Annotated in this window: 23 protein-coding genes and 2 tRNA genes; 16 read left to right on the plus strand and 9 right to left on the minus strand. The window is 68.9% G+C overall.

What is annotated here, in order from left to right; all coding sequences use genetic code 11:
• Positions 1 to 187 precede the first annotated feature (187 nt).
• From ABZT49_RS29300 to ABZT49_RS29325, 6 genes are all read left to right on the plus strand, one after another.
• Positions 188 to 481 carry an aa3-type cytochrome c oxidase subunit IV gene (locus tag ABZT49_RS29300; RefSeq protein ID WP_093570692.1) on the plus strand — a complete coding sequence of 98 codons (294 nt, stop codon included), beginning with the start codon at positions 188 to 190 and terminating at the stop codon, positions 479 to 481.
• A gap of 201 nt (positions 482 to 682) precedes the next feature.
• The gene (locus ABZT49_RS29305) at positions 683 to 1,825 is read left to right on the plus strand and encodes a Re/Si-specific NAD(P)(+) transhydrogenase subunit alpha (protein ID WP_355291421.1); all 1,143 of its coding nucleotides are present in this window, start codon (positions 683 to 685) and stop codon (positions 1,823 to 1,825) included.
• A 30-nt stretch (positions 1,826 to 1,855) separates the two neighbouring features.
• Positions 1,856 to 2,305 carry a proton-translocating transhydrogenase family protein gene (locus ABZT49_RS29310; RefSeq protein WP_091751684.1) on the plus strand — a complete coding sequence of 150 codons (450 nt, stop codon included), beginning with the start codon at positions 1,856 to 1,858 and terminating at the stop codon, positions 2,303 to 2,305.
• A gap of 4 nt (positions 2,306 to 2,309) precedes the next feature.
• Positions 2,310 to 3,713: an NAD(P)(+) transhydrogenase (Re/Si-specific) subunit beta gene (locus ABZT49_RS29315; protein WP_093570694.1), complete on the plus strand. Its 1,404-nt coding sequence runs from the start codon at positions 2,310 to 2,312 to the stop codon at positions 3,711 to 3,713.
• 169 nt (positions 3,714 to 3,882) lie between these two features.
• Positions 3,883 to 5,676, plus strand: a complete 1,794-nt coding sequence (gene recJ / locus ABZT49_RS29320; RefSeq protein ID WP_355291424.1) for a single-stranded-DNA-specific exonuclease RecJ — start codon at positions 3,883 to 3,885, stop codon at positions 5,674 to 5,676.
• 186 nt (positions 5,677 to 5,862) lie between these two features.
• A tRNA-Tyr gene (locus tag ABZT49_RS29325) sits at positions 5,863 to 5,947 on the plus strand.
• A gap of 103 nt (positions 5,948 to 6,050) precedes the next feature.
• Here the strand turns inward: ABZT49_RS29325 and ABZT49_RS29330 are convergent.
• Complete coding sequence (locus tag ABZT49_RS29330) at positions 6,051 to 7,508, minus strand: toll/interleukin-1 receptor domain-containing protein (RefSeq protein ID WP_355291426.1); 1,458 nt, start codon at positions 7,506 to 7,508, stop codon at positions 6,051 to 6,053.
• 675 nt (positions 7,509 to 8,183) lie between these two features.
• Here ABZT49_RS29330 and ABZT49_RS29335 point away from each other — a divergent pair.
• On the plus strand, positions 8,184 to 9,533 hold the full coding sequence (locus tag ABZT49_RS29335; RefSeq protein WP_355291428.1) for a tetratricopeptide repeat-containing protein: 1,350 nt from the start codon (positions 8,184 to 8,186) through the stop codon (positions 9,531 to 9,533).
• A gap of 134 nt (positions 9,534 to 9,667) precedes the next feature.
• Entirely contained in the window at positions 9,668 to 11,269 is a 1,602-nt protein-coding gene (locus ABZT49_RS29340) for a TRAFs-binding domain-containing protein (RefSeq protein ID WP_355291430.1), read from the plus strand.
• A gap of 57 nt (positions 11,270 to 11,326) precedes the next feature.
• Here the strand turns inward: ABZT49_RS29340 and ABZT49_RS29345 are convergent, their stop codons facing one another.
• Positions 11,327 to 11,983 carry a hypothetical protein gene (locus ABZT49_RS29345; RefSeq protein ID WP_355291432.1) on the minus strand — a complete coding sequence of 219 codons (657 nt, stop codon included), beginning with the start codon at positions 11,981 to 11,983 and terminating at the stop codon, positions 11,327 to 11,329.
• A gap of 290 nt (positions 11,984 to 12,273) precedes the next feature.
• On the opposite strand from ABZT49_RS29345, the gene ABZT49_RS29350 reads away from it, so the two are divergent.
• Positions 12,274 to 12,358 (plus strand) — tRNA-Tyr (locus tag ABZT49_RS29350).
• A 78-nt stretch (positions 12,359 to 12,436) separates the two neighbouring features.
• On the opposite strand, the gene ABZT49_RS29355 is transcribed toward ABZT49_RS29350, so the two are convergent.
• Positions 12,437 to 13,072, minus strand: a complete 636-nt coding sequence (locus ABZT49_RS29355) for a sigma-70 family RNA polymerase sigma factor (protein WP_355291433.1) — start codon at positions 13,070 to 13,072, stop codon at positions 12,437 to 12,439.
• A 456-nt stretch (positions 13,073 to 13,528) separates the two neighbouring features.
• Here ABZT49_RS29355 and ppk2 point away from each other — a divergent pair, with 456 nt between their 5' ends.
• Positions 13,529 to 14,449, plus strand: a complete 921-nt coding sequence (gene ppk2, locus ABZT49_RS29360) for a polyphosphate kinase 2 (protein ID WP_355291434.1) — start codon at positions 13,529 to 13,531, stop codon at positions 14,447 to 14,449.
• A gap of 7 nt (positions 14,450 to 14,456) precedes the next feature.
• Complete coding sequence (locus ABZT49_RS29365; protein WP_355291436.1) at positions 14,457 to 15,941, plus strand: carbohydrate porin; 1,485 nt, start codon at positions 14,457 to 14,459, stop codon at positions 15,939 to 15,941.
• A gap of 341 nt (positions 15,942 to 16,282) precedes the next feature.
• On the opposite strand, the gene ABZT49_RS29370 is transcribed toward ABZT49_RS29365, so the two are convergent.
• The 3 genes from ABZT49_RS29370 to ABZT49_RS29380 all read right to left on the minus strand — a co-directional run bounded on the left by ABZT49_RS29370 (position 16,283) and on the right by ABZT49_RS29380 (position 17,948).
• On the minus strand, positions 16,283 to 16,729 hold the full coding sequence (locus ABZT49_RS29370; protein WP_355291438.1) for a hypothetical protein: 447 nt from the start codon (positions 16,727 to 16,729) through the stop codon (positions 16,283 to 16,285).
• 225 nt (positions 16,730 to 16,954) lie between these two features.
• The gene (locus tag ABZT49_RS29375) at positions 16,955 to 17,443 is read right to left on the minus strand and encodes a hypothetical protein (RefSeq protein ID WP_355291440.1); all 489 of its coding nucleotides are present in this window, start codon (positions 17,441 to 17,443) and stop codon (positions 16,955 to 16,957) included.
• 118 nt (positions 17,444 to 17,561) lie between these two features.
• The gene (locus ABZT49_RS29380; RefSeq protein ID WP_355291441.1) at positions 17,562 to 17,948 is read right to left on the minus strand and encodes a hypothetical protein; all 387 of its coding nucleotides are present in this window, start codon (positions 17,946 to 17,948) and stop codon (positions 17,562 to 17,564) included.
• A gap of 408 nt (positions 17,949 to 18,356) precedes the next feature.
• Here ABZT49_RS29380 and ABZT49_RS29385 point away from each other — a divergent pair, with 408 nt between their 5' ends.
• From ABZT49_RS29385 to ABZT49_RS29405, 5 genes are all read left to right on the plus strand, one after another.
• Positions 18,357 to 18,965 carry a response regulator gene (locus tag ABZT49_RS29385; protein ID WP_355291443.1) on the plus strand — a complete coding sequence of 203 codons (609 nt, stop codon included), beginning with the start codon at positions 18,357 to 18,359 and terminating at the stop codon, positions 18,963 to 18,965.
• Positions 18,966 to 19,137: 172 nt separating this feature from the next.
• Positions 19,138 to 20,571, plus strand: coding sequence for an efflux RND transporter periplasmic adaptor subunit (locus tag ABZT49_RS29390; RefSeq protein ID WP_244539552.1), 1,434 nt, complete (start codon positions 19,138 to 19,140; stop codon positions 20,569 to 20,571).
• On the plus strand, positions 20,568 to 21,284 hold the full coding sequence (locus tag ABZT49_RS29395) for an ABC transporter ATP-binding protein (protein ID WP_355291445.1): 717 nt from the start codon (positions 20,568 to 20,570) through the stop codon (positions 21,282 to 21,284). The genes ABZT49_RS29390 and ABZT49_RS29395 overlap by 4 nt, the downstream gene beginning before the upstream one ends.
• Entirely contained in the window at positions 21,284 to 22,501 is a 1,218-nt protein-coding gene (locus tag ABZT49_RS29400) for an ABC transporter permease (protein WP_093568797.1), read from the plus strand. The genes ABZT49_RS29395 and ABZT49_RS29400 overlap by 1 nt, the downstream gene beginning before the upstream one ends.
• A gap of 43 nt (positions 22,502 to 22,544) precedes the next feature.
• Positions 22,545 to 22,856: a LuxR C-terminal-related transcriptional regulator gene (locus ABZT49_RS29405; RefSeq protein ID WP_355291448.1), complete on the plus strand. Its 312-nt coding sequence runs from the start codon at positions 22,545 to 22,547 to the stop codon at positions 22,854 to 22,856.
• A 48-nt stretch (positions 22,857 to 22,904) separates the two neighbouring features.
• Here ABZT49_RS29405 and ABZT49_RS29410 read toward each other — a convergent pair whose 3' ends face one another.
• The 3 genes from ABZT49_RS29410 to ABZT49_RS29420 are packed head-to-tail and all read right to left on the minus strand — an operon-like array spanning position 22,905 to position 25,973.
• A complete protein-coding gene (locus tag ABZT49_RS29410) occupies positions 22,905 to 24,287 on the minus strand; it encodes an aminotransferase class III-fold pyridoxal phosphate-dependent enzyme (protein WP_355291450.1) in 1,383 nt (460 codons plus the stop codon).
• Between the two features lie 37 nt (positions 24,288 to 24,324).
• Positions 24,325 to 25,173, minus strand: a complete 849-nt coding sequence (locus tag ABZT49_RS29415; RefSeq protein WP_355291452.1) for an ABC transporter permease subunit — start codon at positions 25,171 to 25,173, stop codon at positions 24,325 to 24,327.
• A complete protein-coding gene (locus ABZT49_RS29420; protein WP_355291454.1) occupies positions 25,170 to 25,973 on the minus strand; it encodes an ATP-binding cassette domain-containing protein in 804 nt (267 codons plus the stop codon). Before ABZT49_RS29420 ends, ABZT49_RS29415 begins: the two co-directional genes overlap by 4 nt.
• Between the last annotated feature and the right edge of the window lie 30 nt (positions 25,974 to 26,003).

The raw sequence follows: 26,003 nt of genomic DNA on the forward strand, positions 1-26,003 counted from the left end.
ACCGGGACCTTCGGCGAGGACAGGCCTGCGGGCCCGTCTCGGTGCCGAAGACCCGAATATCCACAAGGATTTGCAGCTTGGCCGGCGGGGCCCGCGAGGTTCCGCCGGTCTTGCTGCGGCTGATTGCCGGAGCCTTGAGCATGCGCTAAAGCCCGGCCAACGAGCACAAGACGGGGTCTACCGCATCATGGCCGACATCACACACGCCACCGACTCCGCCTACAGCCCGGAGATGGACGGCCCCTCCCACGAGGCCACCTATCGCGGCTTCGTCACCTTCGTCGAGATCGCCACCGGCGTCGTGATCTGCTGGGTCCTGTCGCTCGCCGTCGGCGGCGTGCGTGAGGCCTGGATCTCGGCCATCGTCGGCGTGGTTTTGGGCGGCGTCGCCGGGGCCATCGGCGCCCTCTCGCCCTCGATCGGCTGGCGCGCCCCCGCCGTGGTGGCTCTGCTGCTCGCCCTGATGCTGGCGTTCTACTGAGGGCGCGGGCGGCCCGTCCGCCCCCTCCCCACCCGCGCGCGATAAATTGCGCGTAACTTAATCGTTAAAAATTCGTAACGGAAGCCGTTCCCTCGGGTGAGGGAACGGCTTTACAGTTGTGGGGCAGGCGTGGCCTTGTACATGCCGCCCTGGAGGGGGGAACGGCGCGCCCGCGCCGTGTATCGACCAAAGGAAGCCTGAATGCGGATCGCGGTCCTATCCGAGACCGATCCGGCGGAGCCGCGGGTCGCGGCAGTCCCGGAAACGGTGAAGAAGTACAAGGCTCTCGGGGCCGAGGTGACGGTGCAGTCCGGGGCGGGGCTCAAAGCCGGCGTGCCGGACGCCGAGTACGAGGCCGCCGGCGCCTCGATCGCAGCCGACGCCAAGGCCGCCGCCGACGGGGCAGATATCGTCCTCAAGGTGCGCCGCCCCGCCGAGGACGAGTTGCCCGCCCTCAAGCGCGGCGCGATCGTGATCGCGATCATGGACCCCTACGGCCACGAGGCCGAGGTCAAGGCGATGGCCGATGCCGGCGTCTCGGCGATCGCCATGGAGCTGATGCCCCGCATCACCCGCGCCCAGGTGATGGACGTGCTCTCGAGCCAGGCCAACCTCGCGGGCTACCGCGCGGTGGTCGATGGCGCCGCCGTCTACGGCCGCGCCCTGCCGATGATGATGACCGCGGCCGGCACCGTGCCGGCGGCCCGCATCTTCGTGATGGGCGCCGGCGTCGCCGGGCTGCAGGCCATCGCGACCGCCCGCCGCCTCGGCGCGGTGGTGACCGCCACCGACGTGCGGCCCGCCGCCAAGGAGCAGGTCGAGTCGCTCGGCGCCAAGTTCGTCGCTGTCGAGGACGACGAGTTCAAGCAGGCCGAGACCGCCGGCGGCTACGCCAAGGAGATGTCGGCCGAGTACAAGAAGAAGCAGGCCGAACTGGTGGCGAGCCACATCGCCAAGCAGGACATCGTGGTCACGACCGCGCTGATCCCCGGGCGGCCGGCGCCCAAGCTCGTCACCGCCGACATGGTCTCGGCGATGCGGCCGGGCTCGGTCCTCGTCGATCTCGCGGTCGAGCGCGGCGGCAACGTCGAGGGCGTCAAGGCCGACGAGGTCGTCGAGACGCAGAACGGCGTGAAGATCGTCGGCTACGCCAACGTCCCGGGGCGGCTCGCCGCCACCTCGTCGAGCCTCTACGCCCGCAACCTCTACGCCTTCGTCGAGACGCTCGTCGACAAGGGCTCGAAGGCACTGGCGGTGAAGTGGGACGACGAACTCGTCAAGGCGACCTGCCTGACCCGCGACGGCGCCGTCGTCCACCCGAACTTCCAGCCCAAGGCGGCCTAAGGCCGCTCGCCCCGCAATCGGAGGAGACTCATGGCTACCCTTCCCCCCGACCAGGCGGCCGAGCAGGCACGCGCCGCCGCGGCCGCCGCCCGCAACGCCGCCGACATCGCCGCCCGCGCCGCCGACCAGGCGGCGATCATCGCCGACAGCGTCGGCCACGGCGTCGCCGCCGCGACTCACGGTGCGATCGATCCGACCGTGTTCCGCCTCGCGATCTTCGTGCTGGCGATCTTCGTCGGCTACTACGTGGTCTGGTCGGTGACCCCGGCCCTCCACACCCCGCTGATGTCCGTGACCAACGCGATCTCCTCGGTGATCGTCGTCGGCGCCATCCTGGCCGTCGGCGTCCCGCTGATCGAGAAGGGCACCGGCTGGGCCCGCTTCTTCGGGTTCATCGGCCTGGTCTTCGCCAGCGTGAACATCTTCGGCGGCTTCCTCGTCACCCAGCGCATGCTCAGCATGTACAAGAAGAAGGCCTGAGGCGATGTCGGAGAACGTCTCCTCGCTCCTCTACCTCGTCTCGGGCGTCCTGTTCATCCTGGCGCTGCGGGGCCTGTCCCACCCGACCACCTCCCGGCAGGGCAACCTGTACGGCATGATCGGCATGGGCATCGCCATCCTGACGACGCTGATCGGCCACGCGCCGTCCGGCGTCGGGGCGTGGTTCCTGGTGCTGCTCGGCCTCGGCATCGGCGGCGGCGCCGGCGCGGTGATCGCCAAGCGCGTGCCGATGACCGCGATGCCGCAGCTCGTGGCGGCCTTCCACTCCCTCGTCGGCCTCGCCGCCGTCGCGGTGGCGGCGGGCGCGCTCTACGCGCCGCAGGCCTTCGGCATCATCGAGAACGGCGCCATCCACAAGCAGTCGCTGTTCGAGATGGGGCTCGGTGTGGCCATCGGCGCCATCACCTTCACCGGCTCGGTGATCGCGTTCCTCAAGCTCGACGGCCGCATGTCGGGCAAGCCGATCATGCTGCCGCAGCGCCACGTCATCAACATCGTGCTGGCCGTGGTGCTGGTCGCGCTGCTGATCGGCTTCATCGGCGGCGGCAGCAAGGTGCTGTTCTGGCTGATCGTGATCCTGTCCTTCGTGCTCGGCGGCCTGCTGATCATCCCGATCGGCGGCGCGGACATGCCGGTCGTGGTCTCGATGCTCAACTCCTACTCGGGCTGGGCGGCCGCGGGCATCGGCTTCACGCTGGGCAACCTCGCGCTGATCATCACCGGCGCGCTGGTCGGCTCCTCGGGCGCGATCCTGTCCTACATCATGTGCCACGCGATGAACCGCTCGTTCATCTCGGTGATCCTCGGCGGCTTCGGTGGCGACGCCGCGGCGGCCGGCGCCGGCGGCGGGCAGGTCGAGACCCGGCCGGTCAAGCAGGGCTCGGCCGACGACGCGGCCTTCATCATGAAGAACGCCGAGAAGGTCATCATCGTGCCGGGCTACGGCATGGCGGTGGCGCAGGCGCAGCACTCGCTCCGCGAGATGGCCGACCAGCTCAAGAAGGCCGGCGTCGACGTTAAGTACGCCATCCACCCGGTGGCGGGCCGCATGCCGGGCCACATGAACGTGCTGCTCGCCGAGGCCAACGTGCCCTACGACGAGGTGCACGAACTGGAGGACATCAACGGCGAGTTCCCGCAGGCCGACGTGGCCTTCGTGATCGGCGCCAACGACGTCACCAACCCGGCCGCCAAGACCGATCCGCAATCGCCGATCTACGGCATGCCGATCCTCGACGTCGAGCGGGCCAAGACCGTGCTGTTCATCAAGCGCGGCATGGGCTCGGGCTATGCCGGCGTCGAGAACGAGGTGTTCTTCCGCGACAACACCATGATGCTGTTCGGCGACGCCAAGAAGGTCGTCGACGAGATCGTCAAGAACTTCTGACGCGTCGGCCCGCGAGGGCTGTGGCAGAGCCGGGGCACTCGCCTCGAATCGGAAAGCGGGGCCTCGTGCCCCGCTTTTCGCGTTTCGGCGACACCCGCTCGTGAACTCACGACCCACTGTCGCCCGGCTGCGGCAGCGCATCCGCGCGAAACCCGCTACACTCCGCTCCGTGTCCACGCTCCTCGACCTGCCCCGCCCCCTCCTCGACGTCCATCGCTCGGCCCTCGGACGGCCCTGGCACGAGCGCTGCGCCTCCGCGCAGGCGCAGGGGCTGGCGGTCGCCATCGCCCAGGGGCACGGCCTGCCCGAGGTGCTGGCCCGCGTGCTCGCCGGGCGCGGCGTCGAGCTCCACGCCGTGCCGGGCTTCCTCGAGCCGCGCCTGCGCGACCTGATGCCCGACCCCGCCGTGCTGGTCGACATGGAGGCGGCGGCCGACCGGCTTGCCGCCGCGATCGCGCGGCGCGAGAAGGTCGCGATCTTCGGCGATTACGACGTCGACGGCGCGGCGAGCGCCGCCCTGCTCGCGAGCGCGCTGCGCGACCTCGGCGTGCCCTACCGCCTCCACATCCCCGACCGGATCACCGAGGGCTACGGCCCGAACGTCGCGGCGGTGCGCATGCTGGCGCAGGAGGGCGCGACGCTCCTCGTCACGGTCGATTGCGGCACCGCCGGGCACGAGCCCCTCGCCGAGGCCGCCCGCCTCGGCATGGACGTGGTGGTGCTCGACCATCACGGCGCGCCGGAAGTGCTCCCGCCGGTCCGCGCGCTCGTCAACCCGAACCGCCTCGACGACCTGTCGGGCCTCGGCCATCTCTGCGCCGCGGGGGTGGTCTTCCTGACGCTGGTGGCGCTCAACCGGCGCCTGCGCCGGGACGGGCTCGCCATCCCCGACCTGATGGCCGGGCTCGACCTCGTGGCGCTCGCCACCGTGGCCGACGTGGTGCCCCTGCACGGCCTCAACCGCGCCTTCGTGCGGCAGGGCCTGGCGGTGATGCGCGGCCGTGGCCGGCGCGGGCTCGCCGCCCTCCTCGACGCGGCCGGCCTCGGCGAGGCGCCGCAGGCCTGGCATCTCGGATTCCTGCTCGGCCCCCGCATCAATGCCGGCGGGCGCATCGGCGACTCGACTTTGGGCGCGCGCCTGCTCCTGTCCGAGGACCCGATCGAGGCCGCCGGCATTGCGGCACAGCTCGACGCGCTCAACCGCGAGCGCCAGGCGATCGAGGCCGCCGCCGTCGCCGAGGCCGAGGCCGCAATGGGGATGCGCCTGGAGCGTGACCCCGACCAGCCGGTCCTCGTCGCCGGCAGCCCGGACTGGCATCCGGGCGTGGTCGGGCTGATCGCGGCGCGGCTGAAGGAGCGCTTCGGCCGCCCGGCCTTCGCCTTCGCGCTGCGCGAGGACGGCACCGCCACCGGATCGGGCCGCTCGATTCCCGGCGCCGATCTCGGCCGGGCGGTGCGGGCCTGCGTCGAGGCGGGCCTCGCGGCGAAGGGCGGCGGCCACGCCATGGCGGCGGGCGTGACGCTCGCCGCCCTCGACCTCGACCGCTTCCGCGAGGCCCTGGCCGGCGACCTCGCCGCCTCGGTGGCCGAGGCGCGCCTCGGCGAAGCCCTGCTCGTCGACGGCCTCGTCTCCGCCGGCGGCGTGCAGCCGGACCTCGCGGATGCCGTCGAGCGGGCGGGCCCCTTCGGCCAGGGCGCGCCGGAACCCGTCTTCGCCCTCGCGCGCCACCGCATCGCCGATGCCCGCGTTGTCGGCACCGGCCACGTCAAGGCGCAGTTGCGCGGCCGGGACGGCGTCGCGGTCGGCGCCATCGCGTTCCGGGCGGCGGAATCGCCGGTCGGGCGCCTGCTCCTGTCCCGCATCGGCCGCGACATCCACGCTGCCGGCACCCTCTCCCGCGACCGCTGGCGCGGCAGCGACCGGGTCGAGCTGCGCCTGAGCGACGTCGCCGAGGCCGATTGAGTGCGCCTCACAAAAACTCCCGCCGCGCTGTCGCTGCCACAGCAAGCCGCGACGGTGATCGGGAGTTTTGTGAGAGACACTGAGCCGGCCAAAGATCCGGTCCGGTATCCGGCTTGACACCCCCCGGCCACCCCACCATAAGGGCCCCGTCGCCGACAGGGCGGCCCCTGCCGGTGACGGCAGCGTGGGGGAATGTCCCGAGCGGCAAAGGGGGCGGACTGTAAATCCGCTGGCTATGCCTTCGTAGGTTCGAGTCCTACTTCCCCCACCACTCTTCTTCGATCCTCTCATCGCCCCACCCGCTCAGCCGAGTGTGGCTATCACCTCGCGCGACGATGCCGAATGCGCCGACCTGTCGACGACGGGCGGGTGGATCACGAAATTCCTTCGCGCGTGTCGATCAGCCTCTGGTAGGTCCGCAGGCAGAGCGACATGAATTTGTGATTCACCGTGTCGCTCACATCCAGGAAGGTGTTGTGCGCTCTGATCAGAGCCGCCCGCGTCTCGGCGCCCGGCTCCATGCTGAACGCCGTCGCGGCGTCCTCCAGCGTGTTCAGCGGCGGCCACCAGCGGGCGAACAACGCCTTCACGGCCTCGCTCTCCCCCAGGAGCGTGACCAGAGCGGATACGTCGTTGAAGCCTTCCTCGGCCGCGTCGAAATTGATGCGCTGCAGGTCCTTCAGCATCTGCTTGATCTGCAGGATCAGGTCCTCCTCGCCCATGTCGTCGAAGCGGCCGCGTCCGTAGCGCGCGTCCTTCTCCAGGAACACCGACCGGTACTGCGACGCGAGCATGATCGCCGCCGTCAGCATCGTGGACTTCTGGTCGCCGCCGCCGACCGGCTTCAGCGTCTCGATCAGGTTGAAGATGAAGTCGCGCCGGCCATTGCCGTAGAGCTGATGCTTCACTAGCACGACCCGGTAGCGTTTCTGGTTGGGGGCCAGGAACACGAGATCGTTCTGCGGGTCGGAAGCGAAGGGCAGGACCGATCCGACGATCTCGCTCAGGATCCGCGGCAGGTGCTCGCCGCCGCTCTGGCGCACGACGAGCCTGCAGAAGTCCGGCCAGGACCGTTTGACGAAATCTCCCGAACCAGACGGAAAGCCGAGATTGAGGACGGAATAGGCGGCGTTGCCGATCACGACGCAGGCATCGTCCGGTATCTCTGACAGCTCTTCTGGCCGGTTGGGAATTTGAATTTCGAGCCGCTTCTGCGGGTACCACACTTCGGCGACGCGGGTCTGGAGGCACTTGAAATAGGCCTCCGTGACGGCGACGGCTGATTTCTTCTGCCAGTCCAGCGCCCGGTTGAAGAATTCCCCAGCGTCGCGCGCGGGAAACATCTTGTTGAACTGATTGCTCAGGTTCTTGAAGAAATTCGTCAACGGGGCCTGATCGACCGCAAAGACGTCGGTCGAGAATTCCGTCGTGTGCTTCGGCGACAGCGAGACGAGCTTCACATTCCTGTAGGGATGGAAGACATCCGGGACCTCGTCATGAAACAGGCAGACGACGGAGGGCGAGGAATGTCTCTCGATCGCGAGGAAGTACCCGAGTTCGAGCCCGCACCAGGCGTAGGGCCCGCGTGTCGCGTCGGTGCCGACCCCGATGAAGAACGATGCGCCGGTCAGCGCATCGGTGATCGTCGGGGTGATCTGCTTGCCTTCGGCAATATGGCTCTGATCGAGGAACACGTCGATCAAGCCCCTGTCGAGTTCAAGTATCGCCTCCCTCAACGCCGCCGCGACATCCAGATCTTCGTGGGGATGGCTGATAAAAATTTTCATTTTGTCGGAAGCGCGCGTGGCTTCCAGAGGGCTTCCCATCGACATGGCGGGCTCCCCAGATCATATCTTCCTTTATCATGAACGTTATCAGATTTTTTTGCAACGAGCCTGCACCCGTCGTCTGATTTATGAGGCAACGGGATCGTGGCATTGCGTTCGCGGCCATGATGAGATTGTTGACCCGTTTGTTGCTCGACAGTCTCGATCGGGATCCTGTCAGGTGGATGCACCGGGAGCGATGTCATGGAACATCGTCCCCACCGGCGGAGGACGGATTGGAACGGAATTGCGCCGCATTGCCGCTCCCGCATCCGGAGCAGGGTCGCGTGCCGACGGGCGCCGGGATGACCCCGGACCGACGGATCTTGCTGGCCGGCTCTGAATCGGGTAGCCATGACTGCGCGTCGCCCAAAGGAGAGAGAGGCTGGATCGTTCACGATCCGGGGCACTGGCGGGTCGATCCGAAGACAATTCGCAATCATGCGCTGCGACAAGCCAAGTGCCTGATTTGGCTTATTGGGATTTCCGTTCCAGCTTGGGTTCGGGAAGCACCCAGTAGCGGTTTGATCGACATCAACCCACAATCCGGCCGGCCGTACGACCGGCGGGCGCGAATAACCTCTTCGACGATCTTGCGAGGATCTCGCCATGTCTGTTGGCCAAGCCGGAAACACCCGGCAAGTGACACGGTGTCGCTGTTTCGTGGTCATGGGTTTCGGCTTGAAGACGGACTTCGCCACCGGCCGAAAGCTCGATCTCGACAAATCCTACAAGAACCTGATCAAGCCCGTCGTCGAAGCCAAGTCGCTGGAATGCATCCGTGCGGACGAGATCCGACATTCTGGAACCATCGACGTTCCCATGTACGAGCAACTCCTGACTGCCGACGTCGTGATCGCCGATCTGTCGACGGCCAACCCCAACGCCCTCTACGAGCTCGGCATCCGGCACGCGCTGCGCCCGCACACCACAATCGTGGTGTCAGAGAACAAGCTGCCGTATCCGTTCGATCTCAACCACGTGCTGATCTCCAGCTACACGCATCTCGGCGAGGATATCGGCTTCGACGAGGTGATGCGCTTTCGCGAGGCGCTCGGTCAGACCCTGGACGCGGTGCTTAAAGAGCCGAAGATCGACAGCCCGATCTATACATTCCTCCACGGGCTCAACCCGCCTCTGCGCAAGAATACTAAAAAGGTGATTCAGCGGGCCACCGGGGTAGCCGCTCAGGCGTCAAGGATCGCCGCGCAGGCGGCAGGGGCCGCGGCATCAGCAGTGAAACCCACGGATCCCACGCTATCGACGCTGATCGCGAAGGGCGAACAGGCGATCAAGGACAGCCGGTTCGCCGATGCGAAGTCCCTCTTCGCCGCGGCCCTGCAGATCGGCGGAGGTGAGAGCCGCGCGACCGGGGCGGCCCTGCTGCACGACCCCTACCTGCAGCAGCGCCTCGTTCTCGCGACCTACAAGGCGAAGCAGCCCGACGAGGCCGCGGCCCTCGACGAGGCCCTTCGCCTGCTCGCTCCGCTCCAGCCCGGGATCTCGAACGATCCCGAAACGGTGGGTCTCGCCGGCGCCATCGAGAAGCGCCTCTTCGACCAGGGGCGCGGGATAGAGCATCTCGATCGCGCCATCCGCTATTACGGGCGCGGCTACTACCTGCGCGACGACTGGTACAACGGGATCAACCTCGCCTATCTCCTGACCCTGCGGGCCGACAAGGCACCGGACGCGAGCGACAACGAGCGCATCGCCGATCTCGTCTGGGCGAACCGGATTCGCCGGGAGGTCCTCGCCCTGGCGACATGCGACCTCGATGCGATCCGGGAGCGCCGCAAGCAATCGCCGCCAGCGGCCGGGTCCGGTGCAAGCGGTCTCGAACAGGAGTTCTGGTGCCTTGCCACGAAGGCCGAGGCGCATTTCGGCCTGCGGGAGATCCCGCAATTCGAGAAATTGAAGGCTGACCTCAAGACAATGAAACCGCCTGGATGGATGTCGGACAGCTTCGAATCGCAGATCGGGAGACTGGCCGAGCTGCTCGGTCGCCGTCAGCACCTGATCGCGGGTTGACGGCATCCCGGCCGCGAGCAGGCGGTCATCCAGGACGCCGCGTTCGCGGAGGCACCTGATCCCGTTCGGCCGGCACGGCGCCGCGCCGACTTTGAGTTGCGCCCGATGCCCAGCCCGTTGGGGAGGTCTCGCCGATGAATTCCACGACCGACGGCAACGAGCTAAGGAAGCAGGCCCGCGACGCGCTCGGCCGGCTCACAGGGCTTGCCGGTCCGGACGACCTGGCGCGCTCCAAGGCCCTCGTCGAGGCGTTGCGGAATGCCCGCGAATACGGTGCAATGGGCGATCTCGCCGAAGCGGTGAGCCGGTGGGACCCGACGGACCCGAAGAACCGTCGGCTCTACGCCCAGTCCCTGATCGACACCGGCAGGGCGACGGCCGCGATCGACGTCCTCGAGGCCGTGACCCGGCGCCTGCCCTCGACCCATCCCGAGCACGCCGAAGCCACGGGGCTCCTCGGCCGGGTCTACAAGCAGATCTTCGTCGATGCCGGCGACAAGACGAGCCCGGGTGCCCGCGAGGCGCTCCGGCAGGCGGTCGCCGCCTACCGCACGCCCTGGGAGGCGGCGCCGGAGCGGAATACCTGGCACGGCGTGAACCTCGTCGCCCTCCTGGCCCGGGCCCGGCGGCTCGGCCTGGACGTGGCCCCCGACCTCGATCCGAGAACGATCGCCGCGACGATCGTGCGCACGCTCGAGGCGCCCCCGTCCGGGACGCCCGACCCGTGGCGTCTCCCCACGCTCGCCGAGGCCAGCCTCGCCCTGGGCGATTGGGACGCGGTCGAGCGGCACATCCGGGCCTACGCCGCTGACGCGGACGCCGACGCCTTCCTGATCGCCGGGACGCGGCGACAGTTCACGGAGATCTGGGACCTCGAGACGATCGATGAACGGGGCCGTGGCCTCGTCTCGATCCTGCGCGCGCGGCTCCTCGAACTCTCGGGGAGTGGTCTCGAGCTGAAGCCGGCGGAGGTCAAGCACCTCCACGACCTGCCGGATCCCGAGATCGGGCAACTCGAGGCGGTTCTGGGCAAGAACGGCCCCCAGACGTTTCGCTGGTGGAAGACCGGCCTCGGGCGCGCGCTCGCAGTGGCGGCGATCCGCCGGAAGCTGGGCAGCCGCTTCGCCACCGGGTTCCTGGTGCGGGCGTCGGATCTCGGCCGGGAGCCCGGCGACGAGCTGCTCGTGCTCACCAATTTCCACGTCATCAACGCCCAGGGCGTCAGTCCCGGCGTCCGGCCCGAGAGGGCCGAGGTGGTGTTCGAGGCGGTCGACCCGGACAAGGCCTACGCGATCAAGGAGATCCTGTGGAGCTCGCCGGTCGGGCAGCACGACGTGGCGCTCCTGCGCCTCGCCGAGCCGGTGACCGGTGTCGCGCCCCTGCCGATCGCCGGCGTCCTGCCGGATCTCGGCGAGACGGCCCGGGTCTACGTCATCGGCCATCCGGGCGGCCGCGACCTCGCCTTCTCGTTCCAGGACAACGAGCTCCTGGACCACGAGGGACCGCCCGCCGGACAGCCGGCAATCCCCGGCGTGTGCCGGGTGCATTACGGCGCGCCGACCGAGGGCGGCAGCTCGGGCAGTCCGGTCTTCGACGCGACCGCGTGGGAGGTCGTGGCGCTGCACCACAAGGGCGGCAGGACCGGCATGCCGAAGCTCAACGGAGTGGCGGGCACCTATGCCGCCAACGAGGGCATCAGCCTTCAGAGCATCAAGGCGGCGATGGCACCGAAGTGAGGTCGGGCGCCACACGAAGAGCCGGTCCGGGTCCCGTGCCCATGGTGCGAAGGGCCGTCAGAGCGGCGTCCTCGCGGCCTTCGGCGCCTTGATGATCTCGTACGTGCAGCTGAACGCGTCGCGCGCGACGCGGTAGGTGTCGTTCGCATCATGGGGATCGCGCACGATCGCGTCGCCCGGCCGGGCGACCATCGGCTCTCCCCACGGTGCGGTGAAGGTGAAACGCCCGTCGGCCTCGCGGACGATGACGTATAGCATGTCGACACCGCGCGGCCGGTAGGGCGTCCAGCCCTCCGCTCCCACCGCACCGAGCGGTCCCTCGTACCGCTGCGCGAAGCTCCCGGCCTTGACCAGGTACTGCTCGTGGCCCGTGACCTCGCAGCGGTTGCGCACCACCATGTCCCCGGCCTCGGCGGGTTTGCTCCGGGTCTCCTCGCCCTCGCCCGCGATGACGCTAACGACGATCTCGCCCGGCGTTGCCGGACGGGCATCGATCAGCTTCGACTTGCGGGCGAGCCCGACGCGGCCCTCGCGCTGCGCCGTCGCGAACAACGATGGGACATCCATGGTCTCTGCTCCGATCGCGGGCACGCTCAGGGAGGCCGGAGCGCAGAGCAGGGCGACGGCGACACTCAGGATCGTCCTGTTCATTCCACGCTCCCGAAAGCCGGACGGCTCGGGCTGCGACGGCAACCAGCCAACCGGCACGCCCATCTTGCACGCGGTCCCGCATTTCAGCGAATGTCGGTTCGGGGGAACACCCATACCACGCCGGTCGCGACGGGATCGGCGCCGTCCCGGACGGGTGCGGTTCTCCGGACGCAAGGGCGCCCGACCGGCGTGCAAGCGCTTCGTCCGCCTGTGCAATCCGGCTGCCGCCGCGATCTCCGGACATCACTGATACCGGGCCGTCGCGGCCGGGGACAGTCACCTTGACAGGGGCAGGCCGCCCTCGCATAAGGACGCGCCGCCGATACGGCGGCCCCTGCCGGCGACGGCAGCGTGGGGGAATGTCCCGAGCGGCAAAGGGGGCGGACTGTAAATCCGCTGGCTATGCCTTCGTAGGTTCGAGTCCTACTTCCCCCACCATCCTCCCCTGCTCTCTCCGGACAATCAGCAGATGGTTCGTGCGGCAGCCTCGATCGGGCGCCGCCCGATGAGGGGGGATCAGCGATCCACCACCTCGCCGAGCGCCGCCAGCAGCGACGAGCGCGCCCGGCTCACCCGGCTCTTCACCGTGCCGACCTGGCAGCCCAGCCGCAGGGCGGCCTCCTCGTAGGTGTAGCCCTCGGCGCCGATCAGCAGCAGCGCCTGGCGCTGGGCCTCGGGCAGGGCCTCCATCCGCTCCCGGACCACCCGCAGGGTGCTGGCATGGTCCTGGTCGGCCGGCGCGGCCAGTTGACCGGCGAGGATCCCGTCGCCATCCTCGACCTCCCGGCGGCCCTTCCGCAGATCCGTGTAGAACTGGTTGCGCATGATCGTGAACAACCAGGCGGTGAAATTCGTCCCGGCCTGGAACCGATGCTGGTTCGCCCAGGCCCGGGCACAGGTTTCCTGAACCAGGTCGTCGGCCCGCACCACGTCGTGCGACAACGAGAGACCGAAGGTGCGCAATGCCGGCAAAGCCGCCATCAGGGCGTTACGGAAGTCGAAGCTGATCGCTTCGCCGCGCGCCGCGAGGGCGGCCTCGAACCGGGCCAGCAGCTCGGCGAGGCGGGTCGGCAGCTCGGCCTGCGCGATCGGGCTGAAGTATTGTTGCAGAGGTGTTCTGAGGTAATCTTGAATCACGTGGGAGGGAGGCATGTCGGCGGGCGGCGATGGCGCGGTCGGATCGATCTTCATTGTCGAGAGAAGGCCCCTGGTCCCATGAGATGCCCTCTTTTTAACGGTTCGAATTTTGATAGCAATAGAAGCTTGACCGCCGCTCGATGAAGCCGGGGGCCTCCACCCTGACCTTCCATCTTCGGCAGCCGCAGGAGGCGGGTCTCGTCGATTCGCGCCGCCGGGGCGCCGCGATGATCGACTCCGCGCGTCCCTCACCGAAGCCTGCTGCGGCGATGCGGCCCCTCGGCAACCCGGACCGGCGGCGAACGACGCCGCCCACGCGCCCGGCCGGCCCTCGCCGGCCGGGCCGCCGGGTCCTCGTCGGTCGCCTCCCCGTCACCTTCTTCCACACGCCGTCCCCTCCTCTTCTCACCAGTGTCATGGGCCGCTGCTGTAAGGCGCCATCGCCGGGACGAGGATGAGGGACGAAGGCCCATGAGCGAGTTCGAGGCACCGCAGCAGGCGGCCACCATCGAGGCGCTGCGGCGCGAGATCGCGGAGGCCTACGACGAGGAACTGGAGCTCGAGATCGAGGAGGAGCGCCTTGCCGGGCTGGTGCCGCCGCCCGAGGGCACCGCCCTGGACCTCGACCGCCGGCTCTACTTCCGCGAGCTCCTGCGCCTGCAGCACGAGCTGGTTCGGCTCCAGGACTGGGTCCAGACCGAGAAGCTCAAGGTGGTGGTCCTGTTCGAGGGCCGCGACTCCGCCGGCAAGGGCGGCGTCATCAAGCGCATCACCCAGCGCCTCAACCCGCGGGTCTGCCGTGTCGCCGCCCTCCCCGCCCCGAGCGAGCGCGAGCGCGGACAGTGGTATTTCCAGCGCTACGTCAGCCACCTGCCGACCGGCGGCGAGATGGTGCTGTTCGACCGCTCCTGGTACAACCGCGCCGGCGTCGAGCGCGTCATGGGCTTCTGCTCGGAGGCCGACGTGGAGGAGTTCTTCCGCTCGGTGCCCGAGTTCGAGCGCATGCTGGTTCGCTCGGGGATCGTCCTGGTGAAGTACTGGTTCTCGATCACCGATGCCGAGCAGGCCCACCGCTTCGAGATGCGCATCCGCGATCCGCTCAAGCAGTGGAAGCTCAGCCCGATGGACGTCGAGTCGCGCCGGCGCTGGGAGAGCTACACCCGGGCCAAGGAGGACATGCTGGCCCGCACCCATATCGACGAGGCCCCGTGGTGGGTGGTCGACGCGGTCGACAAGCGGCGCGCCCGCCTCAACTGCATCAGCCACCTCCTGGAGCAGGTGCCCTACGGCACCGTGGAGCACCCGCCCGTCCACCTGCCCGAACGGGTGCGCAACCCCGACTACGTCCGCGGCCCGGTCCCGGCCGAGATGTACGTGCCGGCGCGGTACTGAGCGGGGCATGGGCGGGCTCGCGCGCGCGGCGGCGCTCGCCGTCGTCGTCGTTGGCGTCGTCCTGGCCTCGGCCGGGGCGCGTGCGCAGCCCGCCCCCCGCCTCACGGTCGTTCCGCCGGCCTGGCCCCTCACCGGCGCCGGGGGCGACCCGCAGACCGCCATCGCGCAGTCGCGCACCTCGGACCAGGTCTCGGTGACGATCGGCGGCTCGATCCAGTCGTCGCTCGGTCCCTACGGCGACCCGTTCGGGTTCCGGGCGTTCCTGGCCGGGCGCGGCATCACCTACACGGTCACCTATATCGGCGAGGGGCTGGCCAACCTGCGCGGGGGCCTGCGCCGCGGCGTCACCTATGGCGGGCGACTCGACACCTCCCTCGACGTCGATCTCGACCGGCTCGCCGGCTGGACCGGGATGAGGTTCCACACCGACTTCTTCCAGATCCACGGCCACGGGATGTCGCGCTCCTACGTCAACAACCTGACGACGGTGAGCGGCATCGAGGCCCTGCCGGCGACGCGGCTGTTCGAATTGTGGCTGGAGCAGAGCCTCTTCGACGACACGCTCTCGATCAAGGTCGGCCAGGTCTCGGCCGATACCGAGTTCGCCATCGCCCAGTCGGCGGTGGTGTTCTTCAATGCCGGCTTCGGCTGGCCCAATATCGGCGCCGTCGTGCTGCCGAGCGGCGGGCCGATCTATCCCCTCGCCACCCCGGCCGTCCGGGTGAAGGTCGTTCCCGATCCGCGCCTGTCGTTCCAGGCCGCGATCTTCAACGGCGACCCCGCGGGCGCGCGGCGAGGCGACGACACCGATCCGCAGCGGATCAACCGCAGTGGCACCAGCTTCCGGGTCAGCGACCCGCCCCTCTTCATCGGCGAGGTCGCCTACGCCTACACGCTCGATCTATGGGGCGAGAACCTGCACGGCACCGCGACGTTGGGCGGCTGGCAGCATCTCGGCAGCTTCGACAGCCCGCGCCTCGACAGCGTCGCCGGCCGGTTCCTCGCCGATCCGGGAGCGAGCGGCATCGCCCGGCGCTTCCGCGGCGACCGCGGCCTCTATGGCATCATCGACCAGACGCTCTACCGCGAGCCCGGCACCGAGGACGAGGGCGCCAGCGCCTTCCTGCGGCTGTCGACGGTGCCGGGCGACCGCAACCTGATCGACCTCTACCTCGACGGCGGCATCGCCTATAAAGGCCTGCTGCCCGGCCGGCCCAACGACACCGCGGCGCTCGGGGTGATCTACTCGCGCATCAGCCCGGCCGCCCGCGCCTTCGACCGCGACAGCATCCGGTTCGGCCAGAGCGCCGGCCCGATCCGCAGCAGCGAGGTGGTGATCGAGGCGACCTACCAGGCCGAGGTGCTGCCCGGCTTCACCCTGCAGCCGGACCTGCAAGTCGTCATGCGCCCGGGCGGCGGGCTCGCCGGCGACGACGGCCGCCGGCTGAAGAACGCGACCGTGATGGGGTTGCGGGCGACGATCAACTACTAGAGCATTTTCCGACGAAGTGGACGCCGGTTCGTCGAAGAAAATGTGGCACAATCAAAGACCTAGAGAGCTTCGCGATTGCAGCGCGATCGTGAAGTGCTCTAGTATGGAAAATTTGGACGGGCCGACGATATTTCCATTCTCCGCGTCATCCCGGGGCCGCGACAGCGGAACCCGGGATCCATAACCGCCGAGGCTGGGAGAAAGCGGCGGATCTTGTTCCGCTTCATCCTGAACCGTCAGCGGTTATGGATCCCGGGTTCTCGCCTGCGGCGAGCCCCAGGATGACGTTGGGGAAAGACAAAGCCCCTGTACCCGATTGATTCCACCGGTCGAGCCGGCCCTCACTGGACGATACCGTTCCCGTTGCCGTTGCCGGAGAATCCGTTCCCGAGCCCGTTTCCGACATTGCCGTTGCCGTTGTTGTTGCCGGTGTTGTTGTTCCCGTTGCCGTTGCCCATGTTGCCGTTGCCATTCCCGTTGCCCGATCCGGCAGCGAGGCCGGGAGGCACGGCACCCGCCAGGCCGGGAGGTTCGGGCGCGGCTGCGGCATCTCCGGTGGAGCCGGTATTGAGATCCATGGAGCGGTATCTCGGCCGGTGCGGCCGTCCTTGCCAGCCTCCTCCATGCCAGTTCCCTCCCTGCCATCCCTGGCCATGCCAGTGCTGGAAGAAGCCGCGGAACTCGGCACGGCTGACGCCGTCGGGCGGCGACCAGCGATGCGTCTGGGCTGCGGCCGGACCGGCGAGGCCGAGTCCGGTCAACGCGAGGGCGATCAGGGTCACGCGCATTGTCGTCTCCTTCCGGCTGCCGTCTCGCCAGATCCTGGTGGTGGGGAGGCGGCTCTGCCGAGTGGAAAGGAAGATCTCGTCCGATCGTATTTGGGTCCCGGCCGAGATGCCCTCTCGACTGGCAGACCCTCTGTTGTGGAGCACCGTCCGGACGACACGATCGACCCCGCCGGTCCGGGCCCGTCCCGGGACATCCGGCCGGCAGGAAGTCGGGCCCGCGGCCGCTCAGCGCCGGTTGCCATTCCCGTTCAGGTTCCCGTTGACGGCGCCGATATTGCCATTCCCATTGTAACTGCCGCCGTTCAAGTTGCCGTTGAACGCACCGACGTTGTTGTTTCCGTTATAGGCACCTGTGTTGAAATTGCCGTTGAACGCGCCGACGTTGTAATTTCCACTCGTCGAACTACTGTTGTTGTTGCCGTTGAACGCGCCAACGTTGCCGGTGCCCGAGTTGAACGCGCCGACATTGCCGGTTCCGGTGTTGAAGGCACCGATGTTGCCGCCGGTCTGCGGCGCACCGTTGCCGTTTCCATTGCCGTTGCCGTTGCCGGACCCGGTATTGTAATTCCCGTTCGAATTGCCGTTACCGATCCCGATATTGCCGTTTCCGTTTCCGTTTCCGTTGCCGATCGACACCGACATGGTCATCGAGAGACCTCGCGCGGCGGCGGGGTAGGCGGTGCCGAGCAGCGCCGCGGCGAGCAGGTAGGGCACTAGTTTCATCGGAGCCTCCCTTGCGGCGCGAGGGCCACTTGCAGTCGGGGACCTTGCATCGAGAGAGCGGAGCGGCCGGGACCGCTCCGCCGATCGCAATCTGCAGCCGAGGCGACGTTCAGCGGTTGGCGTTGCCGTTGTTGTTGCCGTTGTACTTGCCCCAGTTGAGGTTGCCGTTGCCGTTGCCGTTCAGCAGGCCGTAATTGTAGTTGCCGTTGTTGTTGCCGTTGCCGACACCCCAGTTGTAATTGCCGTTCAGGTTGCCGTTACCGGCGCCGGTATTGGCGTTGCCGTTGCCGTTGCCGTTGCCGAAGCCGGTATTGCCGTTGCCGTTCAGGTTGCCGTTGAAGGCGCCGGTATTCCCGTTGCCGTTGCCGTTGCCGTTGCCGACGCCGATGTTGCCGTTGCCGTTGCCGTTGCCGCTGCCGATCGACAGGGCGTAACCGGTCGAGGGGAGCCCGGTGAGCGCGAGCACGGTCACGGCCGAGAGCAGGATCTTTTTCATCGGGTGCCTCCTTGAGTGAACCAGGCGACGGTTGCGCCGCACGAGATGGTGCTTCGGTGTTAGAGCATCGCTCATTCCCCAGCGCCGTCGCAATCGTTCCCGAAAAACGGCATCAGAATAAGCCTGATATATGTTTTAATCTGTTGGGACTATTGACATTGCGTCAATCAAGTAGCGCCTACGCTGTCGTAAAAGACAGGCATAGCATGTTAAGTGTCAAATCAGATCCTACCCCCAAAGGCGTACGCATCTTCAAGCCTACGGGTGATAACATACAGCTTTCCGGATCTCAAAATGCCGCTACCTTCGCGACCAAGAAACGGATGCTGCCGACAACAGTTCACGGAGGAGAGCGCCCGGACGGTAGACGGCCGTCCCGACGCAGGCGTGCTTTCGGAGGGTGACCTCATGGAAACGGGACAGCTCGTGCATCTCGTCGACGACAGCGCCGCGATGCGCTCGCTCGCGGCGGATATTCTCAGTAGCGCCGGCTTCACAATCCGAGAGCATCCCGCGGCCGACAGCCTGCTCGGCGACCCCGCGCTGGCGGAGGCGAGCTGCGTCGTCACCGATTTCCGCATGCCGCGGATCGACGGGCTGGATCTCCTGTCGCGGCTGCGCGCGGGCGGGTCCCTGGTGCCGGTGATCCTCCTCACGGCGCACGCCGACGTCTCGACCGCGGTCCGGGCGATGAAGCTCGGGGCGTTCGACTTCATCGAGAAGCCGTTCGCCCCCAGGGACCTGGTCCAGGCGGTGCGCTCGGCCGTGCGCGGATCCCGCTCCGCCTCGCCCGACGTCCGGCACGCGCTCGCGAGCGAGCGCCTCTCCCGGCTCACCGAGCGCGAGCGGCAGGTCCTCGCCCGCATCCTGCTCGGGCTGACCCATCGGGAGATCGGCGACGACCTCTCGATCAGCCACCGGACGGTCGAGGTGTTCCGGGCGCGGATCATGGCGAAGACGGAATGCGCCAGCGTGCAGGACCTCGTCCGCATCGCCCTGGAGGCCGGATTCGACTGACGGGGACGGTCGCACGGGTCGGCCCGTACGGGCTCGACCGTAAGGAGTCGCGCGGATTTCGGTCAGGGTTGCGATCTGTCAGAACATTACTGCGCTGGACGATGAACTAACAAATACATCGACAGTTCGCGCCTTGTCGGGCTCTGTCGACCGCAGGTGAGGGAGGGTGGTGGTGGGACGCTGGATTGTCAGCACCCTGTGCGCATCCGTGGCCGCGGGCGGCTTCGCCGCCGCGGCGGTGGTGCAGGCTCATCCCCTGGCGCTGCGCCCGATCCTGGACGACCTGGCCGCCCGGCAGGAGCGGGCCTATGCGCGGATCACCCGCCTCGTCTCGGCGCCCGCGCCGGAGCCGGCCCCGTTCATCACGACGGCGATCCAGCGCGGGCCGCTGGAGCAGATCGTCACCGCCACCGGCGCGCTGCAGCCGGTCGACACGGTGGAGGTCGGCTCGCAGCTGGCGGGCCAGATCGCCGACCTCTTCGTCGACTTCAACGACCGCGTCCACAAGGGCGATCCCCTGGCGCGGATCGACCAGCGCAGCTTCATCTCCCGCGTCGAGCAGGCCCGCGCCTCGCTCGAAATGGCCGCTGCCAGCGTCCGGGTCCAGCAAGCGCGGCTCGAGCGCGCCCGCATCGACCTCGACAACGCCAAGGGCAACCGTGCAGTGCTGGCCGCGCGGCTGGAGAACGCGCAGGTCATGCTGGAGGCGGCCAAGCGCAACGTCGACCGCAAGACCATGCTGCGCTCGCGCGAGGCCACCTCGGTCGCGACGCTGGAGGAGGCGCAGACCGACCTCGCCTCGCGCAAGGCGCAGCTGCGCGAGACCGTCTCGCTCCTCGAGCTCAACGCCTTCGCGGTCGATGCCGCGGCGGCCGACCTGCGCCGGCTCGAGGCCGAGCTGATCCAGGCCAAGGCCGCCGTGCCGCTGCAGGAGGCGAGCCTCAGGGCGGCGCAGATCGAGCTCGACCGCACCACCATCCGCTCGCCCATCGACGGCGTGATCGTCGGCCGCTTCGTCAGCGCCGGCCAGACCCTCGCTGCCGGGCTCGAGGCGCGCACCGCCTTCAACGTCGCCCGCAACCTCGGCGAGATGGAGATCCACGCCCGGGTCGACGAGACCGATATCGGCCGGGTCGCCCCGGGGCAGCGCGCCAGCTTCACGGTCGACGCCTATCCGGGGCGGCGCTTCGAGGCCGCGGTGCGCCAGGTGCGCAAGGCGCCCCAGAGCAACCAGGGCGTGGTGACCTACACGGTGGTGCTGACGACCGACAACCGCGAGGGCCTGCTCCTGCCCGGCATGACCGCGCTCGCGCGCCTGACGGTGCACCGGGAGGACGACGTGCTGAAGCTGCCGCTGGCCGCCCTGCGCTTCCGGCCGGCCCGGGCGGTGCCCGAGGGACGAACCGAACCGGGCACGCGCGAGCAGGCGGTCTGGGTGCAGGATGAAGCCGGCGCGCTCCGGCCGGTGGCGGTGACGACGGGCGCATCGAGCGCCGACCAAGTCGTGCTGCGCGGCGGCGCGCTCCAGGAGGGCGACCGGGTCGTCGTCGGGCAGGCCGATGCGAGCGAACCGTCGCGCTTCCTCGGGATCAGGCTCGGCCTATGAGCGACGGCATCGTCAGGCTGGCGGCGGTCAGCCGCACCTTCCGGATGGGCGACGTCAATGTCCCTGTCCTGCACGACATCACCTTCGCGGTCGGCGAGGGCGAGTCGGTCGCGGTCGTCGGTCCGTCGGGATCCGGTAAGAGCAGCCTGATGAACCTCATCGGCCTGCTCGACCGGCCGAGCTCCGGGCGGATCTTCCTCGAGGGCGTCGAAACCGGGCGGCTCTCGGCCGATCGCTGCGCGCGCTTGCGCAACCACCGCATCGGCTTCGTCTTCCAGGCCTACAACCTGCTTCCCCGCCACTCCGCCCTCGACAACGTGCAATTGCCGCTGATCTATGCCGGGGTGGGCCGGGCGGAGCGGCGGCGGCGGGCCGAGCGCGCCCTCGACTCCGTCGGCCTCGCCCACCGGGCCGAGCACCTGCCGACCCGCCTCTCGGGCGGCGAGCAGCAGCGCGTCGCCATCGCCCGCGCCCTCGTCACCGATCCGGGCATCCTGCTCGCCGACGAGCCCACCGGCGCCCTCGACAGCCGCACCGGAAGCGACATCCTGGGGCTGTTCCAGACCCTGAACGCCGCCGGGCGGACGATCCTGATCATCACCCACGACATGAGCGTCGCGGCGGGCTGCGGCCGGATCGTGCGCCTGCAGGACGGGCGTGTCGTGTCCGAGGACGGACCCGCCCCGAGGGCGATGGCGGAGGCCTCCGCGTGATGATCGGGCAAGCCCTCCTGATGGCGCTGCGGGCGCTTCGCCTCAACCTGCTGCGCAGCCTCCTCACCATGCTCGGCATCGTGATCGGCGTCGCCTCGGTGGTCACGGTGCTGGCGATCGGCAGCGGGGCGCAGAGCCAGGTCACCCGGCAGATCCGGGCGATCGGCGCCAACGTCCTGATGATCAATCCCGGCGCTGCCCGCCAGGGGGGCCTACGCCTCAAGGCCGGGACGCGGGCGACCCTGACGGAAGGCGACGTCGACGCGATCCTGGAGCAGGTGCCGCAGGTGCGCGCGGCCGCGGGCTCGATCGCCGGCAGCGCGCAAGCCGTTCGCGAGAACCGCAACTGGAACACCACCGTCAACGGTACCACCACGAACCACTTCGTGGTCCGTGACTGGACGCTGGCCTCCGGCCGCACCTTCAACGCTACCGAGGAGGCGACCGCCGGCAAGGTCGCAGTGCTCGGCAGCGTCGTCGCCCGCGAGCTGTTCGGCACGGACGATCCGGTCGGCGCCGAGATCCGCATCATGAACGTGCCGTTCGAGGTCGTCGGCGTGCTGAGCCCGAAGGGGCCCGACCAGGACGACGTCGCCTTCGTGCCGCTCTCGACCGCCAAGCTCCGCTTCCTGGGGAGCGCCGGCGGCACCGCCCGGGACGCCGTCGCCTACATCCTCGCCAAGGCTGTCTCCGACGAGGCGATGGCGCGGGCCAAGGCCAGCATCGAAGACCTGCTGCGCCAGCGCCACCGGATCCAGGACGACCAGGAGGACGACTTCAAGGTGCAGGACCCCTCGGCCGCCGCCGAGGCGCAGCGCGGCGCCACCCGCACGGTCGCGATCCTGCTCACCTCGATCGCCGGCGTCTCGCTGCTCGTCGGCGGCATCAGCATCATGAACATCATGATCGTCTCGGTGACGGAGCGGACCCGGGAGATCGGCATCCGTCGGGCGCTCGGGGCCCGCGGCCGCGACATCCGCCTGCAATTCCTGTGCGAATCGCTCGTCCTGTGCCTCGCCGGCGGCCTCGTCGGGGTCGTCCTCGGGGCGACGATCTCGCTGACGGTCGCCCGCTCGGCCGGCTGGACGACCGTCATCGACCCGAGCGCCGTCGCGGTCGCGGTCGGCTTCTCGGCGATCACGGGACTCTTTTTCGGGCTCTACCCGGCCCACCGCGCGGCCCGGCTCGATCCAGTGGAGGCGCTGAAGGCCGAGTGATCATCGAAAGGCGGCCCGCCCGGGCCGATGGGGGGAGGCACACATGGTCGTACTGAAAGGGTCCCATCCGCTGTCGCGGCCTAAGGCTCCGATCCGGTTCCGGCCGGCGAAGCCGGCGGCGCCGGAGGACGAGACCGCGGCGCCGACCGCGCGGGAATGCGAGCTGATCGCGCTCATCGCCCGGGGCCTGCCGAACAAGCTGATCGCCCACGAGATGGGAATCTCGCCCAACACCGTCCGGGCGCATATCGGCAACATCATGCGCAAGTACCAGCTCAGCAACCGGACGCAGATCGCCATGCTGCTGACGCCGCTGCTGCCCGAGGCGGTCGCGGAGCCGGTGCGGCGGCGGTAGCAGCACCCCAGCAGGCGCGGAGATCCGCGCCTGCGAGGCCGGCCCCGCTCAGCCGAACACCTGGCCCAGGGCCCCGTCGATCGCCTCGACGATCCGGTCGATGTCGGCCGGGGTCGCGATGAGCGCGGGGCTGAGGCAGAGCGTGTTGTTGAGCCCGGCGAGCGAGCGGTTGGTGGCGCCGATGATGACGCCGTTCGCCATGCAATCGGCCACCACGGCCTGGACGCGCTTCTCCTCCGCCGGCTCCCGCGTGGCGCGGTCGGCGACCAGTTCGGCGCCGCAGAACAGGCCCTTGCCGCGCACCTCGCCGATGACTGCGTGGCGCTCGGAGAGAGCGTGGAGGCCCGCCATCAGCCGCTCGCCCATGGCGATCGTGTTGTCGATCAGGCCCTCGTCCTCGATGATCCGCATGTTCTCGAGGGCGGCCGCCGGGCCGGCGGTGCAGCCGCCGAAGGTCGAGATATCGCGAAAATACGACATCGGGTCGGAGGCGTCGTCCTTGAACAGCGAGAACACCGCCTCGGTCGTCGTGGTGCAGGCGATCGCCGCGTAGCCCGAGGCGACGCCCTTCGCCATGGTGACGAAATCCGGCTGCACGCCGTAATGCTGGTAGCCGAACCACGTGCCGGTGCGGCCCATGCCGCAGACCACCTCGTCGATGTGGATCAGGATGTCGTGGCGGCGGCAGATGTCCTGTACCTTCTCCCAGTAGCCCTTCGGGGGCGTGATCACGCCGCCGCCCGCCGTGACCGGCTCGAGGCAGATCGCCCCGATCGTGTCGGGCCCCTCGCGCAGGATCACCGCCTCGATCGCGTCGGCGGCCATCTCGCCGTAATTCTCCACCTCGCCCCACTGGCTGCGGTATTCGAGGCAGTGCGGCACCATCACGAAGCCGTCCGGGAACGGCCCGTACTGGTCGCGGCGCTGGTGCTGGCCGCCGGCGGCCAGCGCGCCGATCGTGGTGCCGTGATAGTCGCGCTCGCGGTAGAGGATCTTGGACTTGCGCCCGCCATGGTGCCGGTGCGCGATCTGGCGCACCATCTTGAACACCTTCTCGTTCGCCTCCGACCCGGAGTTCGAATAGTACACCCGGGTCATGCCGGGCATCTTGGCGATCAGCCGCTCGGAGAACAGGGCCGCCGGCACCGAGCCGGCCGCGCCGGCGAAGTAGTTGAGCTTGACGAGCTGGTCGCGCACCGCGTCGGCGATGCTGGTGCGCCCGTAGCCGACATTGACCGTCCAGACGCCGCCGGAGACCGCGTCGAGGTATTCGCGGCCGGTCGCGTCCCAGATCCGCATGCCCTTGCCCTCGACCATCACCCGCGGATCAGTGGTCTCGTAGGCCTTGTGCTGCGACAGGTGGTGCCAGACATGGGCCCGGTCGGCCTCGATGACGTGGCGCAGGTCGTTGGTGCGGAGCATGTCGTTCATCGGGCGTCTCGCGAATCGGAGTGGGTCCGGCGGGCGGTCACGCCCTACCCTTCCACGGAGTGAGGCGCCGTTCCAGCCGGCGCATGCCGAACTCGAACAGCGCCGCCAGGGCGCCGATCACCAGGATGCCCATCACCACGATGTCGGTGCGCAGGAAGTTCGAGGCGTTGAGCACCATCTGGCCGATTCCGGTGGAGGCCGCCACCATCTCGGCGGCGACGAGGGTGGTCCAGCCGACGCCCATGCCGATGCGCAACCCTACCAGGATGTCGGGCAGGGCCGCCGGAAGGACGACGTGGCGCACCACCTGGGCGCGGCTGGCGCCGAGCGCCCGGGCGGCGTTGACCTGGTCGACGCTCGCCGCCGAGACGCCGGCGCGGGCGGCGAGCGCGACGGGTGCGAAGCAGGCAAGGAAGATCAGCAGGATCTTCGAGGTCTCGCCGATGCCGAACCAGATGATCACGAGCGGCAGGTAGGCGAGCGGCGGCAGCGGCCGGTAGAACTCGATGAACGGGTCGAAAGCCGCCCGCAAGGTGGGGTTGAGGCCGGTGGCGAGGCCGACCGGGATCCCGATGAGCGCCGCCAGCACGAAGGCGCTCGCCACCCGCATCAGGCTCGCGGCGACGTGCTCGAGGAGCGGCGCGCCGTCGATGCGCCCGTCGAGCGCGTCGGAGAAGGCTCCGAGCACGCTGCCCGGCCGGGGCAGGAACAGCGGCTTGACGAGGCCGGCTTGCGTCGCCGCAAACCAGGCGAGGAGGGCGAGCGCGATGGTCGCGAGGCTGATCAGCCAGGCGGGCGGAACGCGCTTGCGCGTCGCTGCGCGGTGGGGAAGCGGCGGCGGGACGGACATCGCCGCGTCGGGCATGTCGGTGTCGGCCTCGCTCATGCGGCGGCTCCTCGCTCGGGATCGATGATTGCCCCGCCATGGTCGTGGACCACGCGCAGAACCCGCTCGCGCATCGCGATGAAGTCGGGGCTGGACTTCACCGCCCGTGAGGTCTCGCCGGCAATGAGGCGCCGAGAGAAATCGAGCGGGATGATCTCGGCGATGCGGCCCGGCCGGGGCGTCATGATGACGAGCTTGGTCGCCAGGAAGATCGCCTCCTCGACCTCGTGGGTGATGAAGAACGCCATCTTCCGCGTCCGTGCCCAGAGGGTCAGGATCAACTCCTGGATCTGCTCGCGGGTGAAGGCATCGAGCGCCCCCAGGGGCTCGTCCATCAGCAGCATGCGTGGATCGGCGGTGAGTGCCCGGGCGATACCGACGCGCTGCTGCATGCCCCCGGAGAGCTCGTAGATCTTCCTGTCCGCGGCGTCGCCGAGGCCCACGAGGTCGAGCATGGCGCTGGCCCGCGCGTCGCGCTCACGGCGCGGCACACCCTGCATCTTCAGGCCGAAGGCGACGTTGTCGCGCACGTCGAGCCAGGGCATCAGGGCGTGGCGCTGGAACACCACGCCGCGATCGGCCCCCGGCCGGGTGACCGGGCGGCCGTCGAGGAGGATCTGCCCCTCGCTCGCCGGCTGGAAGCCGGCGATGCAGTTGAGGAGCGTCGTCTTCCCGCAGCCCGAGGCGCCGAGGGCGACCACGAACTCCCCCGGCTCGATCGTCAGGTCGACCCGGGACAGGGCGAGGGTCGCGCTCGCGCCCTCGCCGTAGTGGACGCTGAGCTTGCGGATCTCCAGCATCGCAGGATTCCCCAGAGCATTTTCCGACGA

The organism is Methylobacterium sp. EM32 (assembly GCF_040593685.1).
Classification (GTDB): domain Bacteria; phylum Pseudomonadota; class Alphaproteobacteria; order Rhizobiales; family Beijerinckiaceae; genus Methylobacterium.

Excerpts from the sequence above, each read along its gene's own strand:
- ABZT49_RS29400 (WP_093568797.1), top strand. The coding sequence starts at position 21,284 with ATGATCGGGCAAGCCCTCCTGATGGCGCTGCGGGCGCTTCGCCTCAAC.
- ABZT49_RS29310 (WP_091751684.1), top strand. The coding sequence starts at position 1,856 with ATGGCTACCCTTCCCCCCGACCAGGCGGCCGAGCAGGCACGCGCCGCC.
- ABZT49_RS29410 (WP_355291450.1), bottom strand. The coding sequence starts at position 24,287 with ATGAACGACATGCTCCGCACCAACGACCTGCGCCACGTCATCGAGGCC.
- ABZT49_RS29405 (WP_355291448.1), top strand. The coding sequence starts at position 22,545 with ATGGTCGTACTGAAAGGGTCCCATCCGCTGTCGCGGCCTAAGGCTCCG.
- ABZT49_RS29380 (WP_355291441.1), bottom strand. The coding sequence starts at position 17,948 with ATGAAAAAGATCCTGCTCTCGGCCGTGACCGTGCTCGCGCTCACCGGG.
- ABZT49_RS29305 (WP_355291421.1), top strand. The coding sequence starts at position 683 with ATGCGGATCGCGGTCCTATCCGAGACCGATCCGGCGGAGCCGCGGGTC.
- ABZT49_RS29330 (WP_355291426.1), bottom strand. The coding sequence starts at position 7,508 with ATGTCGATGGGAAGCCCTCTGGAAGCCACGCGCGCTTCCGACAAAATG.
- ABZT49_RS29315 (WP_093570694.1), top strand. The coding sequence starts at position 2,310 with ATGTCGGAGAACGTCTCCTCGCTCCTCTACCTCGTCTCGGGCGTCCTG.
- ABZT49_RS29385 (WP_355291443.1), top strand. The coding sequence starts at position 18,357 with ATGGAAACGGGACAGCTCGTGCATCTCGTCGACGACAGCGCCGCGATG.
- ABZT49_RS29365 (WP_355291436.1), top strand. The coding sequence starts at position 14,457 with ATGGGCGGGCTCGCGCGCGCGGCGGCGCTCGCCGTCGTCGTCGTTGGC.
- ppk2 (WP_355291434.1), top strand. The coding sequence starts at position 13,529 with ATGAGCGAGTTCGAGGCACCGCAGCAGGCGGCCACCATCGAGGCGCTG.
- ABZT49_RS29345 (WP_355291432.1), bottom strand. The coding sequence starts at position 11,983 with ATGGGCGTGCCGGTTGGCTGGTTGCCGTCGCAGCCCGAGCCGTCCGGC.
- ABZT49_RS29355 (WP_355291433.1), bottom strand. The coding sequence starts at position 13,072 with ATGCCTCCCTCCCACGTGATTCAAGATTACCTCAGAACACCTCTGCAA.
- ABZT49_RS29340 (WP_355291430.1), top strand. The coding sequence starts at position 9,668 with ATGAATTCCACGACCGACGGCAACGAGCTAAGGAAGCAGGCCCGCGAC.
- ABZT49_RS29415 (WP_355291452.1), bottom strand. The coding sequence starts at position 25,173 with ATGAGCGAGGCCGACACCGACATGCCCGACGCGGCGATGTCCGTCCCG.
- ABZT49_RS29395 (WP_355291445.1), top strand. The coding sequence starts at position 20,568 with ATGAGCGACGGCATCGTCAGGCTGGCGGCGGTCAGCCGCACCTTCCGG.
- ABZT49_RS29420 (WP_355291454.1), bottom strand. The coding sequence starts at position 25,973 with ATGCTGGAGATCCGCAAGCTCAGCGTCCACTACGGCGAGGGCGCGAGC.
- ABZT49_RS29300 (WP_093570692.1), top strand. The coding sequence starts at position 188 with ATGGCCGACATCACACACGCCACCGACTCCGCCTACAGCCCGGAGATG.
- ABZT49_RS29370 (WP_355291438.1), bottom strand. The coding sequence starts at position 16,729 with ATGCGCGTGACCCTGATCGCCCTCGCGTTGACCGGACTCGGCCTCGCC.